Source organism: Streptomyces sp. NBC_01351, from assembly GCF_036237315.1.
Taxonomy (GTDB): domain Bacteria; phylum Actinomycetota; class Actinomycetes; order Streptomycetales; family Streptomycetaceae; genus Streptomyces.
Map to the genome: position 1 here is coordinate 5,404,805 of NZ_CP108356.1, position 13,637 is coordinate 5,418,441.

Sequence of the window (13,637 nt, forward strand, 5' to 3'; positions counted from 1 at the left end):
GAACGTGGCATTAGTAAGACAATCGCCTCAAGGTGGGACGAGAGGGTACGAATCCACCACCGGAGGTCGATGTGCCGCGACAGCAGACACCCGGGGGAGTGGACCGCTCCCGCATCCGAAGTACGGCAGCGGCGCTCACTTCCCTGACGGCGCTCGCCGCCATGTCGCTCGTCGCGGGACCCGCCGTCGCCGACTCCGGGGCCGGACCCTGTGCGCTGACCCGCACCGCGGCCCACCACTCCCTCGGCCTGGACACCTGGAACCGGGCCTACCCCAAGCCCGAGCGCACCCTGAACGCGCTCATGGTCTTCCTCTCCTTCCCCGACCACCGCACCGCGCTCACGCCCGCGGAGATCACCGCCGACTACTTCCCCGCCACCAGCGAGTTCTTCGAGCAGGCCTCGTACGGCCGCTTCCGTCTGGTCCCGCACCCGCAGCAGCGCTGGATCCGGATGCCGAAGCCGTCGACCGCGTACGGGATAAGGCGTGACTGGGCCCCCGAGGACCGGGCGGCCTACCTGCGGGACGCGGTCACCGCCGCCGACGCCGAGGTGGACTTCGGCACGTACGACGTCGTGTACTTCGTCGCCGACCCGGACGCGCCCGGCGTGGACGCCGACGCCACGAAGGTCGTCAACTTCGACCAGCCGATCATCGCGGACGGCGCGGAACTGCGGCGGATCGTCACCGTGTTCGAACGCCACCCGCCCGACCGCAACGTGCTGGCCCACGAGACCGGCCACGTCTTCGACCTGCCCGACCTCTACCACCGGCCCACGGACGGCAAGGGCGACTGGGACACCTACGTCGGGGACTGGGACGTCATGGGCAGCCAGTTCGGCATGGCCCCCGACCTCTTCGCCTGGCACAAGTGGAAGCTGGGCTGGCTGGACGCCTCCCAGGTGGACTGCGTGCAGTCCGGCTCCTCCCTCCACACCCTGCAACCGCTCGCCCAGACCCCGCCGAACGGCAGCACGGGCGGCACCCGGCTCGCGGTGATCCGTACGGGCCCCGGCAGTGCCATCGCCGTCGAGGCGCGGGGCTCGGCCGGCAACGACGGGGACACCTGCACGGAGGGGGTCCTCGTCTACCGGGTGCGCAACGAGGCGGCCTCGGGCGGCGGCCCCATCGAGGTGCTGGACGGCCATCCGCTGACAGAGGCCTGCTGGGACCGGTCGGTGTACCCCCCGCTGGCGGACGCCCCGCTGGAGGTGGGCGAGACGTATACGGTGCCGGGGGAGCGGATCACGATCGAGGTAGCGGACCGGACGCAGTCGGGTGCGTACACGGTGAAGATCACCACGTGACGCAGAAGGCCCCCACTCCGAGGAGTGGGGGCCTTCTACCGTCTGTGCGCCGCCAGGGACTCGAACCCCGGACCCGCTGATTAAGAGTCAGCTGCTCTAACCAACTGAGCTAGCGGCGCCTGCTGACGTCGTAGACATTACCAGGAGGTTCCGCGGAACTAAAAATCGATATCCGCAGCTCGGGCGGCGCGGACGAACGCCCACAGCAGGGCGTCGGGCCCGGGCAGCCAGGGCGTGCGGGCGTCGGGGGCCACCAGCCACCGGGATGGCCCGGGCGTGGCGGCCAGCGGCGGCACGGTGACGGCGTCGCCCCAGCCGTGACACAGCGGTGCCGGGGCCGTACGGGCACCGCCCCACTCCTCCCACGCCAGCAGCGCGGGCAGCCGGTGGGCGGTACCGGGCGCGGCGAAGAGCAGCATCCGCCCGCGGTGCACGGCGACCGGCCCGCAGCCCGGCCCCTCGGCCCACAGCAGGTCCAGGATGCGGCGCCCGAGCACGACCGGCACGTTGACGACGTCGAAGACCACCCCGCACGGCAGCGCGGCGGCCGCGGTGGGCCGCGCCTGCCACGCGGCGAGAGTGAGCCCCGGATGCGCACTGGCGGACGCGAGCCAGGCGGCGCCCTGCGGGGTGACGTGGGTGGCGGGCGCGGTGCGTACGTCGAGTGCGGGGCAGTGGGGAGCCGTCGTCAGCGGGGTCATATGCCAGATGTACCGGGCGTGACATTCCGGTTTCCGGGAGTTACCGAAAACCGGGACGGGAGGGGGTCGGTTGGGCTATGTTGCCGGTCCGCTGCGCTTGGCGGGCGGTACGCGGGTGCGCCGCCGTTGCCGGGGGCTCTGCCCCCGGACTCTCCCCCAGCTACCGCTGGGGGGACCCCCAGCGCCTCAAACGCCGGCGAGGCTGAATTCGCCAGGCACACGCGGCGCATTCCAGCGGCGCCGGGCAGTATCCAGCCCGTCCGGGCAATATCCAGCCCCTCCGGCGTTTGAGGAGCGGGTGCGGGGCGGAGCCCCGGGAGGCTCCGCGGAGCGGGCTACGGCAGCTCGGGGGCCTCTTGGAGGGACTCGCCGAACTCGATCATCTTGCGGGCGTAGTCCTCGGTCCACTCCGCCCGCTCGGCGATCGCCGCCGCCGACAGCCGGTCGAACCGCCGCGGATCCGCCAGCTGCGCCGCGGCCAGCGCCTGGAACTCCACCGCCCGCTCCTGCGCGGCCCGGAAGGCCAGCGTCAGCTCCGTCGCGCGGGCCAGCAGCTCACGAGGGTCCTCTAGCGACTCCAGGTCGAAGAAGTGCTCCGGATCCGCCACGGCCTCCGAGGGTTCGAAGATCAGCGGCGCGGGCCGGAGCCTCCGCTCGGTCGTCCGCTCGGGCTCTGCCATGCGTGTCCTCCTGCTGCGCGTGCGAATGCTTTCCGGGCCACCGTCCATTGTCCAACGCCCCGCAAGAGCGCACAGGGGGCCCGCGCGCCCTCAGACCGGTACGACCTCCTCCGCCGCCCGCCCCGTCGCCCGTTCCACCAGCCCCGCCACGTCGTCGAGCATGCCGGCCACCTCCGCCGCGAGCCCCTCCGGAGCCCGGAACCCGTCCGGCCCGACCAGCCCCGGGGCGCCCGGGATCGCCACGGAGCGCGCGGCGGGGCGCATGCCGACCCGGGTGAGCACCGGCAGCAGCATCTCCGCGGCCGGAGCGCCGCCCCCCGCTCCACGTCGAATCGGTACACCGTCACCTGATCGACGTCCTGCCCCCGGAACAACTCCGCACCCTCGCCGAGGTGGGCGAACCCCTCTGCGTCCGCCGGGGCGCCGAACGCAAGTCCTGACCGTCGCGGCTCCGGGGCCCTACGGCCGCCAGCTCACCCGGTGTTCCGCCAGGTGCGCGAGCACCGAATGGTTCGCCTCCCAGCCGTCCGGAAATTTCACGGATACGCCCAGCTGCACCGGCTCCGTCGACGGGTGGTCGTCCAGGAGTTCCGCTATGCCCGCCCGGGCCACCACCACGCAGGCGTGGCGGTGGCGGGAGGCCAGGACGCACAGGCGGCCCGTCTCCAGGTGGAAGGCCGTGGCGTCCGGGCGGCCCGACAGGGGGTGGAGGACCACCGTGAGGTCGTACTCGCGGCCCTGGAGGCGGTTCGCGGTGTCCACCGTGACGCCCGTGACGCCGAGGGAGGACAGCGCGGCGCGGACCGCGGCCGCCTGGTCGCGGTGGGCGGTGCCGACGGCGATCCGGTCCGGGGTCAGGGGGGAGGGGACCGGGGACAGCTCGTCCGTGGTGACCGTGCCGCGGTCCAGGGCGCGGCGGACCACCAGGGCCACCGCCGCCACCGCCTCCGGGTCGGTGCGCGGGGTGCGCCGGGCGGGGAGTTCGAGAAGCCCCCAGCCCGCCTCGGCGGCCTCGTCGAGCACCCGGTCCGGGCCGGAGCCGTCCGAGGGGACCCCGTACGACATCCGCCGCTCGCCCGGGCCCGTACCGCTGCGGAAGCGCGTGTACGGGTAGAAGGCGCGGGAGACAAGCGGCGCGGCCGACGCCGGGAGCCGCCAGGACACCGGCAGGCGGTGCTGCGGCAGTTGGGGGTTGTGGGCGAGGAGGGTGGACACCGCGGAGGCGGAGGGGTCGTAGGACAGGCCCGCCCACTGTTCGGCGCCGACCACGCTGAAGGGGTCCAACTGGCCCGGATCGCCCACGAACAGCGCCCGCTCGAACAGGCCCGCCACGGCCAGCAGCGCGTCGGAGCGCATCTGGTACGCCTCGTCGACGATCGCGTGCTCCCAGGGCTCCGTGTCCTTGACGTAGGCCCACTTCGCCGCCGTGGAGATGGTGATGGGGAGTTCCGCCAGGTCGCCCGGCTTCGCGGAGAGGGTGACCGAGGGGAGGTTCCGCAGGGCGGGGTCGTAGGCGTCGCCGTCGCTGCTGTGCAGGCGGCCGACCTTCAGCTCCGGGTCCTTGTCGGCGAGCCGCAGCACCAGGTCGTCGACCTGCGCGTTGGTCTGCGCCACCACCATCAGCCGGCGCCCGGCCGCGGCCAGCTCCCGGGCCGCGCGGACCACGAGCGTGGACTTGCCGGCCCCGGGCGGGGAGTCGACGACCACGCCCCGCTCGGTCCCGTGCAGGGTGTCGTGCAGGATGGCGGCGGTCGCCTCGGCGGCCGCGGCCCCCGGGTCGAAGGTCGCGGTCACAGGAGGTCCTCGTCGGTCACGGCGTCGGTGAGCACGGGGGCGGTCAGGTGTCCCGGCGGGCCGCCGTGCGTCCAGGGGGTCTGTTCCGGGTCCGGCAGCTTCGGGCCGCCGCGCGCGTCGTGCTCGAAGAGCGTCCAGCACACCCGGTCGCCCTTCTCCGGCACCGAGCCCGGTTCGGGTTCGCGGCCCCGGCCCATCTTGTCGAGCAGGCGCACCACGATCTGCCCGTCGGCCTCGAAGCGGACGAACTGCGCGCTCTGCGGCCGCCCGTCCAGCGAGCGGAACACCTTCCCGCCGCCCCCGTCCGCCAGTTGCGGCCGGTCCTCGGTGGCCAGCGTCACCAGCGGGCGCGGGCTCGGCCGCTTCGCGTCCGTCCACTCCATCACCACCTCGGTGACCTCGCCGGCGAAGGCCTCGCCCGCGAGCCGCCGGCCCGCCATCACCAGGGGGTCGTCCAGCGCCTCCTGGGCGTCGAGCCGCACCTGCTCGGTCTCCCGTGTGGCCAGCTTCTGAGCGGCCGTCACCGCGTCGTCGCGGCGCGGCTGCGGGGGCTCGCCCGCCCGTACGCGGTCCCGGTGGCCGGTGTACGACCAGCGGTCGCGGGTCCAGCGCTCCTCGGCCCGCTCCCCGGCCGGCAGCGCGCGCAGCAGCTCGACGGAGCGCCACACCGCGTCCCAGGTGGGCCGCATCTGCGCCGCCACCAGGGCCCGTACGCCCTCCTCCACGCGGGCCAGTGCCCGCGCGTCGAGCGGCTCCGCCGTGCGCGCCGCGTCGTAGCGGGCCATCGCCGGGGCCAGCAGTCTGTTGTCGAAGGCCGGGTCGGTGGCCGGGCCGGCGGGCGGGACCAGGAGCTGTCCGTCACGGTCCCGGGCCAGCTCGGCCCGCTCCGCCGCGCGGGCGCCGGATTCGCCCGCCGGGGGCGCTATCCAGGCCAACAGGGCGGCCAGGTGCTGGTCCTCCAGGTTGCTCTGGCCGCTCGCCCAGTGCCGGGACAGCAGATCGGTCGCCGAGAGCAGCATCGAGGAGCCGGGGACCCGGGAGCGCTCGCCGAGGTGGGTGAACCAGCGGCCCAGCAGCGGCACCCGCGCGGGCGCCGGATACGGGTTCTCCGGATCCTCCTCGGCCGTGCGCCGGAAGCGCATCGAGCGCCCCAGCAGCCGCACGTACTCGATGCCCGCCCGGCTCGGCACGATCAGCTGCGGGGCGTCCAGGCACAGCTCGGCCTCGACCTTGGTCCGCTTGCCGGTCTCCGGGTCGGTCTCGTTGCGCTCGACCAGCTCGACGTCGTCCCCGTACGCGTCCACGTACGGCAGCACCTCGTCGGCGAGGTCGGCCAGGAAGGTCCACCGCAGGTCCCGGTCGCGCGGCTGCGGCACCACCAGCAGCCTCGGCTCCGCGGGATCCGTGCCGACGAGCGCCCCGAGCGGAGCCCCCGCTTCACCGGCCGTGGTCAGGGGTACGACGACCAGCGGGCGCTCGCTCAGATGGCGGTGCCGCACGGTCGCGAGGGGCTGGGCGCGGCCCGCGCGCAGGGCCTCCAGCCGGGCCAGGGTGGTCAGGAGGGACATACGGCGCCCTCCCCGGCCGACCGGAGGGCCTCGGCGCGCAACCGGGCCGCGTGGTGAAGGGCTTCGGCCGTGGGATCACCCTCGGGGCCCGCCCCGGAGGCCGCCGCGAGGGCCGCTTCGACGGTGGTCAGGGCGCCCAGCTCGCCGCGTACGGAACGGCCCAGCGCGGTCACCTCGCCGGCGGTGCGGGCCCGGTCCCGGCAGTGGAAGGCCAGCTCGCAGGCGGCGAGGCACTCGGGGGCGTAGGCGGCGTCGACCGCGGCCACGGCTTCGGTGAGCTCCTCGGCGGTCCGCGCCGGGTCGAAGGTCAGGCCCTCGGGGAGCGCGGCGGCCAGCTCCTCGACCCGGGTCAGCCGCTCCAGCTGGCGCCGGGTCACGGAGCGCTCGCGGCGGATGTCGACGGCGGAGGCGGTGGGCAGGTTGGAGAAGTCCTTCGGGCAGACGAGCAGCACGGTGTGCCCGACCTCGGCGCCGGTCAGCTTCTCGGCGGTCCTCTCCAGGGCGAGGACGTACACGGCGGCCTGGCGGGCGGCGGCGCCCACCTTCGCGGCGTCCGCGGTCCCGTCGATCATCGGGAACGACTTGATCTCCACGACGGTCCAGCGGCCGTCGGGATGCACGACGACGGCGTCCGGCTCCAGGTAGGCGGGGGAGCCTGCCACCTCCAGGGCGAGCATCGGGTGGTCCAGCAGCGTCCACGCCCCCGCGTTCGTCGCCTCGCGCAGGGCGAGAGCGGTCCGGGCGGCGCGGCCCTCGGGCCCGGCGGCGGACAGGTCGGGGACGCGGGCGTCGGGGCCGGGCGGTTCGGCGCCCGCGCCGAGGCGCTCGTGGACGAGCCGCAGCAGCTCGGCTCCGCCGTCGCCCTTGACCTTGGCCTCGAAGGAGTTGCCGCGCACGATCGCGAACTGCGACTGCCCGAAGGCGGCGGGTGAGCCGAGGGCCGAGGCGAGGGCGGTCTTGTCCACGCCGGCGCCGTCGAGCAGGGCGCGTCTGCCGCAGCCGGGATTGGCGGCGAGCGCGGCCAACGCCCGGGCGTCGAGCGGGCGCGGGGGTACGGCGGGGCCGCGCAGGCCCGCGAGCCGCTGCCGCAGGGTCGGCGACGGAGCCGTCGGCTGCGCGGGGCTGCTGGGCGGGTAAGAGCTCACCCGCGGAAGTGTCCCATCCGCCACTGACAATCGTGGGCGGTCTCCGGGTGTTGGATGATGTACGGACGATGGAACCGCCGCAAAACGGCACGGACTCTCATGTACCGGGAGAATTCACATGGCCCCCCGCATCCTGCTGGCCCGCCACGGTCAGACCGCGTGGTCCCGACTCGGCAAGCACACCGGACGCACGGACGTGCCGATGCTGGAGGAGGGCAGGCAGGGCGCGAAGCTGCTCGGCGAGCGGCTGGCCCGCGAACCGTGGAACGGCCTGCCGGGCGTGGAGGTCCGCACCAGCCCGCTGGTCCGCGCGAGCGAGAGCTGTGACCTGGCCGGCTTCGGCGCGCAGGCCGATCCGTGGCACGCGCTGATGGAGTGGGACTACGGCGACTACGAGGGCATGACCCCGGCCGAGATCCAGGCGGTCCGCCCGGGCTGGCTGATCTGGCGCGACGGGGTCCCGGGCGGCGAGTCCGTCGCGGACGTCGGGGCACGGGCGGACGAGGTGGTCGCGTGGGCCCGGTCGGCGGAGCGGGACGTCCTGGTCTTCGCGCACGGCCACATCCTGCGGACGCTGGCCGCGCGCTGGCTCGGCTTCGACGTCTCCTTCGGCGCCCGCATCCGGCTGGACCCGACCTCCCTGTCGGTCCTGGGGTGGGCGTACGGGGCCCCCGCGCTGGAGCGCTGGAACGACACGGGGCACCTGGACGGCTGATCCGTCGGCGGGGCAACGACACAGCGCCCGGCGCGTGGTCCGCGTCGGGCGCTGTCGGCTGTTGGTCAGCCGTGGAGCCTGCTCAGGGGAGCGTCAGGCTCACGGGTCGATGACGATCTCGCAGTTGTACGTCCCCGGCGGCAGGTCGTTGACGTTCAGGATGGCCGGGTCCGAGGGACCGGTGCTGTTGCCGTTGCACGTGATGGTGGACAGGATCTCGCCGGATTCCTGGCCGTCGACGCGCACCAGGAGGTCGGCGAGCGGCGGGTTCGTGAACGTGGCCGTGGCGGCGGCAGCGGGCGGGTTCGTCGTGCAGGTCGTCCCCGAGACCACCTGGACGGTCACGTCTTCCTGGCTCGCGGCGCCGTATCCGGGCGGAGGAGTCGTCTCGTTGACGGTGTACTGACCGGGCCGGAGGCCCGACACGCAGACCTCGCCGATGGTCGGGTCCTCGTCGGGCGCCGCCATCGTGGTGTCGTCGGTCACGTCTTCGTCGTATCCGTTGGGGCCGGTGATGTTGAACACCGCACCGGCCTGGGTGACCAGCGGGTTCCCCGTCTTGGTGCTCTGCTTCAGGATCTTGAGAGCGCCGGGAGGGGCCTCGCCGATGCAGAAGTCGATGTGGCTGAGGCCGAAGTAGCGGTTGTTGTTCGGGTTGATCGGGGCGTGGAGCGACGTGTCGGCCGTGTTGCCGCCGGGCCGGTAGTCGTAGAAGTTGGCGTTCGGACCGCCCTTGACGATGACGCCGAGGGCGGTGAAGTCACCGTCGAAGGTGTAGTCGAACACCTGCCCCTGTGAGGTGTTCCTGAGGGTGATGTCGAGCGTGCCGGTCAGCCCGTTGAAGGACAGTGGGATGTCCGTCGCGTTCGCCGGGGGCTCCTGCTTGAACGAGAACAGGAACGAGCCGGGCATGAGGGTGTCGCAGTTCGGGTTCCCCGCCACCTGCGTCGGCTGCTCGCCGTCCCCGCTCGGGGGTCCGGGCACCCGCCCCTGGGCCGACGCCATGCCGGCGAGGGGGACGGCCAGTGCCGTGACCAGGCCGGCGCACACGAGCGACGCTCTGATCCGCCCCCGCCTCAGCCGGGCCTTCGGTCGGGATGCTCCAGCGGTTGCTGCCATGAAGTTGCTCCACCTTTCGGCACGAGCCCCCAGCCGTTTCTCTGGCCGGTCGGGCGCCAAACCGTTGCCGAGTGTGGCCGCAGACCGAGCCGTTACGGCCGAGCCACTCGCGGGCCTACTCCAGGCGGACGCAAGGGGCGCCCTGATAGGCGTAGCCCGGAACCCCTGCGGACCGGCCGTGGCGCACGATCCGGTGCGGGCCGGGTGAGGATCCCGGCCCGGTGCCCGCTACGCCGGGTCGAGTGCGTGACGGGTGAGGAACGCGCCCACGCGGGGGGAGCGTTGGTGGGGGACCAGGGTGCGGGCCGTCTCCGAGAGCATCGAGCGGATGCGGGTGGAGTGGACCTCGGTCAGCAGGTCCATCACCCGGCCGCCCGCCCACGCCGCCTCGTCGGGGGCGCCGGCGCGGGCCAGGTCGCCGGCCAGCTCGGCGGTGTAGAGGGCCACGTTCCGGGCGAAGTGCGGGTCCTGGAGGTCGGCGGCGCGGCGCGCGTGCCGGGCCGCGCGGGCGTGTTCACCGAGGGCCGCCCAGCAGCGGGACTCCAGGGATTCCAGCTCGGCCTCGCCGAAGAAGGACATCCACTCGGGGTCGGCGGCCGCCGCGCCCCGGGAGAACTCCGTGTGCGCCCGGGTCAGCGCCTCCTCGCAGGCCTTGCGGTCGGCCAGCCCCGCCCAGCCGCCGGCCTCCCGCAGGGCCAGGAGGGACAGCAGGCGCGGGGAGCCGAGGGAGCGGGCTGCGCGGCGGCCCGCCTGGGCCGCCCGTACCGCCTCGCGGGAGCGGCCGCAGTCCCGGGCGAGGAAGGCCATGTTGCTGAACGCGTGCGCCTCCAGGCCCGCGTCCCCCGACACCCGGGCCGTGGCGAGGGCCTCCGCGTAGTGCGAGCGGGCGTCGTCGAAGCGGCCGGAGTCGTGGGCCAGCCAGCCGACGGAGACGGCCAGTTCCCCGGCGCCCGCGTGCAGCCGGTCCTCGGTGGACTGCCGGGTGGCTCCCGCGTCGAGGAGCGCGTAGGCGGTGCGCAACGGTTCGGCGGCCCGGCGGTAGAGGGTGTCGGCGCCGTGCCGGTCGTCCAGCAGCCGGATCTGGCGGACGGCGTCCTCGACGGCGGCGGCCTCGGACTCGCCGGCGCGGGAGGGGAACCGGCGGCTGTCGCCGAGCAGGGTGAGGCTGAGGGTCGCGGCCGCGACGGTCGCGGAGCCCCCCGCCATGAACGCGCGACGCAGCACGTCGCTCTCCTTGGATGAACGGGAACCGGAACTGGAACGGGTGGTGGGGCCGAAGAAGGCGTCGGGGTCCGGGTCGCGCTGCGCCGAGCGGCCGCGGACCGCCTCCCTGGGGGAGAAACCGAGGTCGGACAGGGCACGGCCGGGGAACATGTGGAGGAAGACCCGCTCGTACGCGTAATTGGGGCAGCGGATCTCGCCGGACTCGACCCGGCCGATGTAGCGGGCGTCGCAGGAAACCGTTTCGCCGATTTCCCTCGCCGCCCGGCGCACCAGGGCAGCGAACTCGGCCGGGGAGTGCTGACCGCGCAGCCGCCGGAACGTGGAGTTGGGTGAGTGGGGGGACGCCGCCATGGACGTGGCCTCTCTGGCAAGGAACCAGCGCCGGTGCTGTGACGTGTGAGGTGGGGCCCGGCGCGCATGAACGTACCGCCAGGGCAGGGGCGTTCATGCAGTGTTTGGCTACAAAACGGATATCTCACCCGCGATCCGCCATGAACTGCCATCCTTTGCGGCGTCTTGCCGCCGCACCCGTTGACGTTCCCGTGCGTTGAACCCATGCGGATACGGATCGAGGAGGGGTTCCCTTGGTGGAGGGCGGCATGGAGAGCACTGGAACGAACACCGCGCCCGAGCCCGGCCCGGCCCCGGGAGCCTTCCCGGCCCCGGCCCCGGCTCCGGTCTCGGCCCTGGCCCAGGTTTCGGTCCCGGCCCTGGATCTGGACCTGGTGACCGTGCCCACCCGGCAGGGGCTGGAGGCGGTGGACATCATCCGCCGGGCCGCCAGCCCGTCCGGCGGGGTCGGCCCGGTCCTGCACGACGGGTCGGGCGACACCCTCGGCTTCCTCGTCCCGTCGGGCACCGCCGACGCCTGGGACCTGCCGGGCAGTGCGTGTACGCAGACCAACGGGCGCGGGATGCGTTTCGGTGACGCCGTCACCCCGACCGCGGGGGCCACCGGCTGGCTGCTCCCGCCGGAGGCCGTCGGGCCGGTCACCGACCCGGAGGTGCTGCGTGCGGCGCTCGGCGAGGCGGCCCGGCTGATCGAGGCCGCCGACAACTGCCGCTGACCAGCGATAATGGGCTGGTGGCAGGCAAGGACAAGGACAGAGGCAAGGGCAGGCAGCGCGGCGGAGGCGGCGCGGGCAGCGCAGGCGGTGGCCGTGGCGCCGCCCAGGCGGTCGTCGGGCAGGTGGACGGCGGCCGGGCGGAGCTGGAGCCGGACCGGGAGCGTCCGGACGCCTGGACCCTGCTGATCGACGGGGCTCCGCAGTCCCACGTGGACCTGGGCGACCCCTCGTACCTGGACTTCTCGTACCAGCGGCGGATCGGCCACCTGATCGACCTCGTCGCGCCCGCCCGCAAGCCGCTGAACGTGGTGCACCTGGGCGGCGGGGCCTTCACGCTGGCCCGCTACACCGCCGCCTCCCGCCCCCGCTCCAGCCAGCAGGTCGTGGAGATCGACGCCGCGCTGGTGGCCTTCGTACGGGAACACCTGCCGCTGGACCCGCAGGCGCGGGTCCGGGTCCGGGCGGTGGACGCGCGGGCCGGGCTGGCCAAGGTGCCGGACGGCTGGGCGGACCTGGTGATCGCGGACGTGTTCAGCGGGGCGCGGACCCCGGCGCACCTGACGAGCGCCGAGTTCCTGGACGACGTACGCCGTGCCCTGGCGCCCACCGGGTGGTACGTGGCCAACCTCGCGGACGGCCCGCCGCTGGCGCACCTGCGGGGGCAGATCGCGACGGCCGCGTCCCGGTTCGCGGAGCTGGCGCTGGCCGCCGATCCGGTGGTGTGGCGGGGGAAACGGTTCGGCAACGCCGTGCTGGTGGCCTCCGACCGGGAACTCCCCGTGGCGGAGTTCACCCGCCGGGTCGCGAGCGACCCGCACCCGGGACGGGTCGAGCACGGCCGGGCCCTGGCGGACTTCGCGGGCGGCGCGGCCCCGGTCGCCGACGTCTCGGCGGTGGCCTCGCCGCAGCCGCCGCCTTCGGTCTTCCGATAGGCGCGGCTTCGACCGGAATGCGGAACGGATGCGGAATGGCTCTTATCAGATAGTGCTCTCGGAGTTTCCCTCCGGAGGCCGAGCCTGCGTAACCTGTCAGTCCCCGGGAGGCCACGCCCTCCTGCGACACGTTTTCAGGAGACCGCGAGCGATGTCTGATTCCCCCGCAACCCCCGGCACGTCCACGCCCAGCACCGCAGGCTCGGACTACACCCGGAGGCTCGCCCGCCTGGAGCAGTCGGGGATCAAGAGGCTGCTGCCCACGCAGGCGCCGTACCGGTGGAACCTGCAGCGGCTGAAGCTCGGCCGGGTCCTGGACGTCGGCTGCGGCATCGGCCGGAACCTCCTGAACTGCGGCCCCGACAGCGTCGGCGTCGACCACAACCCGCACTCGGTGCAGACCTGCCGCGAGCGCGGGCTGAACGCCCACACCCCCGACGAGCTGGCCGCCGCCCCGGACTGCGGGCCCGGCTCCTTCGACAGCATGCTCGTCGCGCACGTGCTGGAGCACGTGGACGAGGACACGGCCGCGGCGCTGCTGGAGCAGTACCTCCCGCTGGTGAAGCCGGGCGGCTCGGTCGTCATGATCACCCCGCAGGAGGTCGGCTACCGCACCGACGCCACCCACGTCCGCTGGGTCGGCTTCGAGGAGCTGCGCAGCCACGCCGGGCGGGCCGGGCTCGCGGTGCGCCGGACGTACTCCTTCCCCTTCCCGCGTCCCGTGGGCAAGGTCTTCCCGTACAACGAGTTCGTGCTGGTGGGCACCGTTCCCGCGTAGGCGGCGTCCGGCCGGGGATCCCGTCAGGGGTCGATGATCTCCACCAGCGGCGGGTGGTCGTGCCAGGTGCAGAACACCGACACCTCGCGGCCGTCCTTGGTGAAGGTGACCCGGATCCACACGTCCTGCTTCCACACCTGCATCCGCCAGCCGGCCGCCGGGGTCGCGGAGACCAGCTCGGCGGACGAGGCGCCGAGGGAGAAGACGACCCGGCCGCCGGACACCGGATAGGCCTGCACCTTGCCCGTGTCCCCCTCCGCCGGCTTGCCGGGCTGGGGGGAGACGGACGGCTTCGAGGACGGCTTCCCCGTCGAGGGGACGGCCGAGGACGGCGGGGCCGACGGCGAGGCGGCGGGCGCCGGGGACCCGGACGGGGACGGCGGCTGCTCGGGCAGCGCGTGCCGGGTCGAGGAGGACAGCGGCTGGGTGGCCAGGGGCACGGCGAGCGGCGGATCGTAGGCGGTGCCGGACATCACGGTGTGCACGCCCCACCACGACAGGGTCGTCGCCGCCCCGGTCGCCAGCGCCCACGCCATGGCATGTACAAATCCTCGTCGCATCAGGGCACATACTGCACCACCCGCCACAAGAGCGTCCCGACACCCCG

Annotated in this window: 13 protein-coding genes, 1 tRNA gene and 1 pseudogene; 5 read left to right on the forward strand and 10 right to left on the reverse strand. The window is 74.0% G+C overall.

What is annotated here, in order from left to right; translation table 11 throughout:
• Nucleotides 1-71 precede the first annotated feature (71 nt).
• Nucleotides 72-1,307, forward strand: coding sequence for a M6 family metalloprotease domain-containing protein (locus OG625_RS24885; protein ID WP_329385141.1), 1,236 nt, complete (start codon nt 72-74; stop codon nt 1,305-1,307).
• A gap of 45 nt (nt 1,308-1,352) precedes the next feature.
• Here the strand turns inward: OG625_RS24885 and OG625_RS24890 are convergent.
• From OG625_RS24890 to OG625_RS24920, 7 genes and pseudogenes are all read right to left on the reverse strand, one after another.
• Nucleotides 1,353-1,426 (reverse strand) — tRNA-Lys (locus tag OG625_RS24890).
• Nucleotides 1,417-2,008, reverse strand: a pseudogene (locus OG625_RS24895) (bifunctional DNA primase/polymerase). The gene OG625_RS24890 and the pseudogene OG625_RS24895 overlap by 10 nt, the downstream one beginning before the upstream one ends.
• A gap of 335 nt (nt 2,009-2,343) precedes the next feature.
• Nucleotides 2,344-2,688 carry a hypothetical protein gene (locus OG625_RS24900; protein WP_329385144.1) on the reverse strand — a complete coding sequence of 115 codons (345 nt, stop codon included), beginning with the start codon at nt 2,686-2,688 and terminating at the stop codon, nt 2,344-2,346.
• Between the two features lie 90 nt (nt 2,689-2,778).
• Nucleotides 2,779-2,982, reverse strand: coding sequence for a hypothetical protein (locus OG625_RS24905; protein WP_329385148.1), 204 nt, complete (start codon nt 2,980-2,982; stop codon nt 2,779-2,781).
• A 165-nt stretch (nt 2,983-3,147) separates the two neighbouring features.
• Entirely contained in the window at nt 3,148-4,482 is a 1,335-nt protein-coding gene (locus tag OG625_RS24910) for an AAA domain-containing protein (protein WP_329385151.1), read from the reverse strand.
• Nucleotides 4,479-6,050, reverse strand: a complete 1,572-nt coding sequence (locus OG625_RS24915; protein ID WP_329385154.1) for a hypothetical protein — start codon at nt 6,048-6,050, stop codon at nt 4,479-4,481. The genes OG625_RS24910 and OG625_RS24915 overlap by 4 nt, the downstream gene beginning before the upstream one ends.
• Nucleotides 6,038-7,195, reverse strand: a complete 1,158-nt coding sequence (locus OG625_RS24920; RefSeq protein ID WP_329385157.1) for a hypothetical protein — start codon at nt 7,193-7,195, stop codon at nt 6,038-6,040. The genes OG625_RS24915 and OG625_RS24920 overlap by 13 nt, the downstream gene beginning before the upstream one ends.
• Before the next feature lie 118 nt (nt 7,196-7,313).
• Here OG625_RS24920 and OG625_RS24925 point away from each other — a divergent pair, with 118 nt between their 5' ends.
• Complete coding sequence (locus OG625_RS24925) at nt 7,314-7,910, forward strand: histidine phosphatase family protein (protein ID WP_329385159.1); 597 nt, start codon at nt 7,314-7,316, stop codon at nt 7,908-7,910.
• 99 nt (nt 7,911-8,009) lie between these two features.
• Here the strand turns inward: OG625_RS24925 and OG625_RS24930 are convergent, their stop codons facing one another.
• Nucleotides 8,010-9,029 carry an MSCRAMM family protein gene (locus OG625_RS24930; RefSeq protein ID WP_329385162.1) on the reverse strand — a complete coding sequence of 340 codons (1,020 nt, stop codon included), beginning with the start codon at nt 9,027-9,029 and terminating at the stop codon, nt 8,010-8,012.
• A 228-nt stretch (nt 9,030-9,257) separates the two neighbouring features.
• Complete coding sequence (locus OG625_RS24935) at nt 9,258-10,604, reverse strand: tetratricopeptide repeat protein (RefSeq protein WP_329385165.1); 1,347 nt, start codon at nt 10,602-10,604, stop codon at nt 9,258-9,260.
• 248 nt (nt 10,605-10,852) lie between these two features.
• On the opposite strand from OG625_RS24935, the gene OG625_RS24940 reads away from it, so the two are divergent.
• From OG625_RS24940 to OG625_RS24950, 3 genes are all read left to right on the forward strand, one after another.
• Entirely contained in the window at nt 10,853-11,320 is a 468-nt protein-coding gene (locus tag OG625_RS24940; RefSeq protein ID WP_329385167.1) for a hypothetical protein, read from the forward strand.
• 17 nt (nt 11,321-11,337) lie between these two features.
• Nucleotides 11,338-12,252 (forward strand): spermidine synthase, encoded by a 915-nt coding sequence (locus OG625_RS24945; RefSeq protein WP_329385170.1) that lies wholly within the window; start codon nt 11,338-11,340, stop codon nt 12,250-12,252.
• 151 nt (nt 12,253-12,403) lie between these two features.
• Entirely contained in the window at nt 12,404-13,030 is a 627-nt protein-coding gene (locus tag OG625_RS24950; protein ID WP_329385172.1) for a class I SAM-dependent methyltransferase, read from the forward strand.
• Nucleotides 13,031-13,053: 23 nt separating this feature from the next.
• On the opposite strand, the gene OG625_RS24955 is transcribed toward OG625_RS24950, so the two are convergent.
• A complete protein-coding gene (locus tag OG625_RS24955; protein WP_329385174.1) occupies nt 13,054-13,590 on the reverse strand; it encodes a hypothetical protein in 537 nt (178 codons plus the stop codon).
• Between the last annotated feature and the right edge of the window lie 47 nt (nt 13,591-13,637).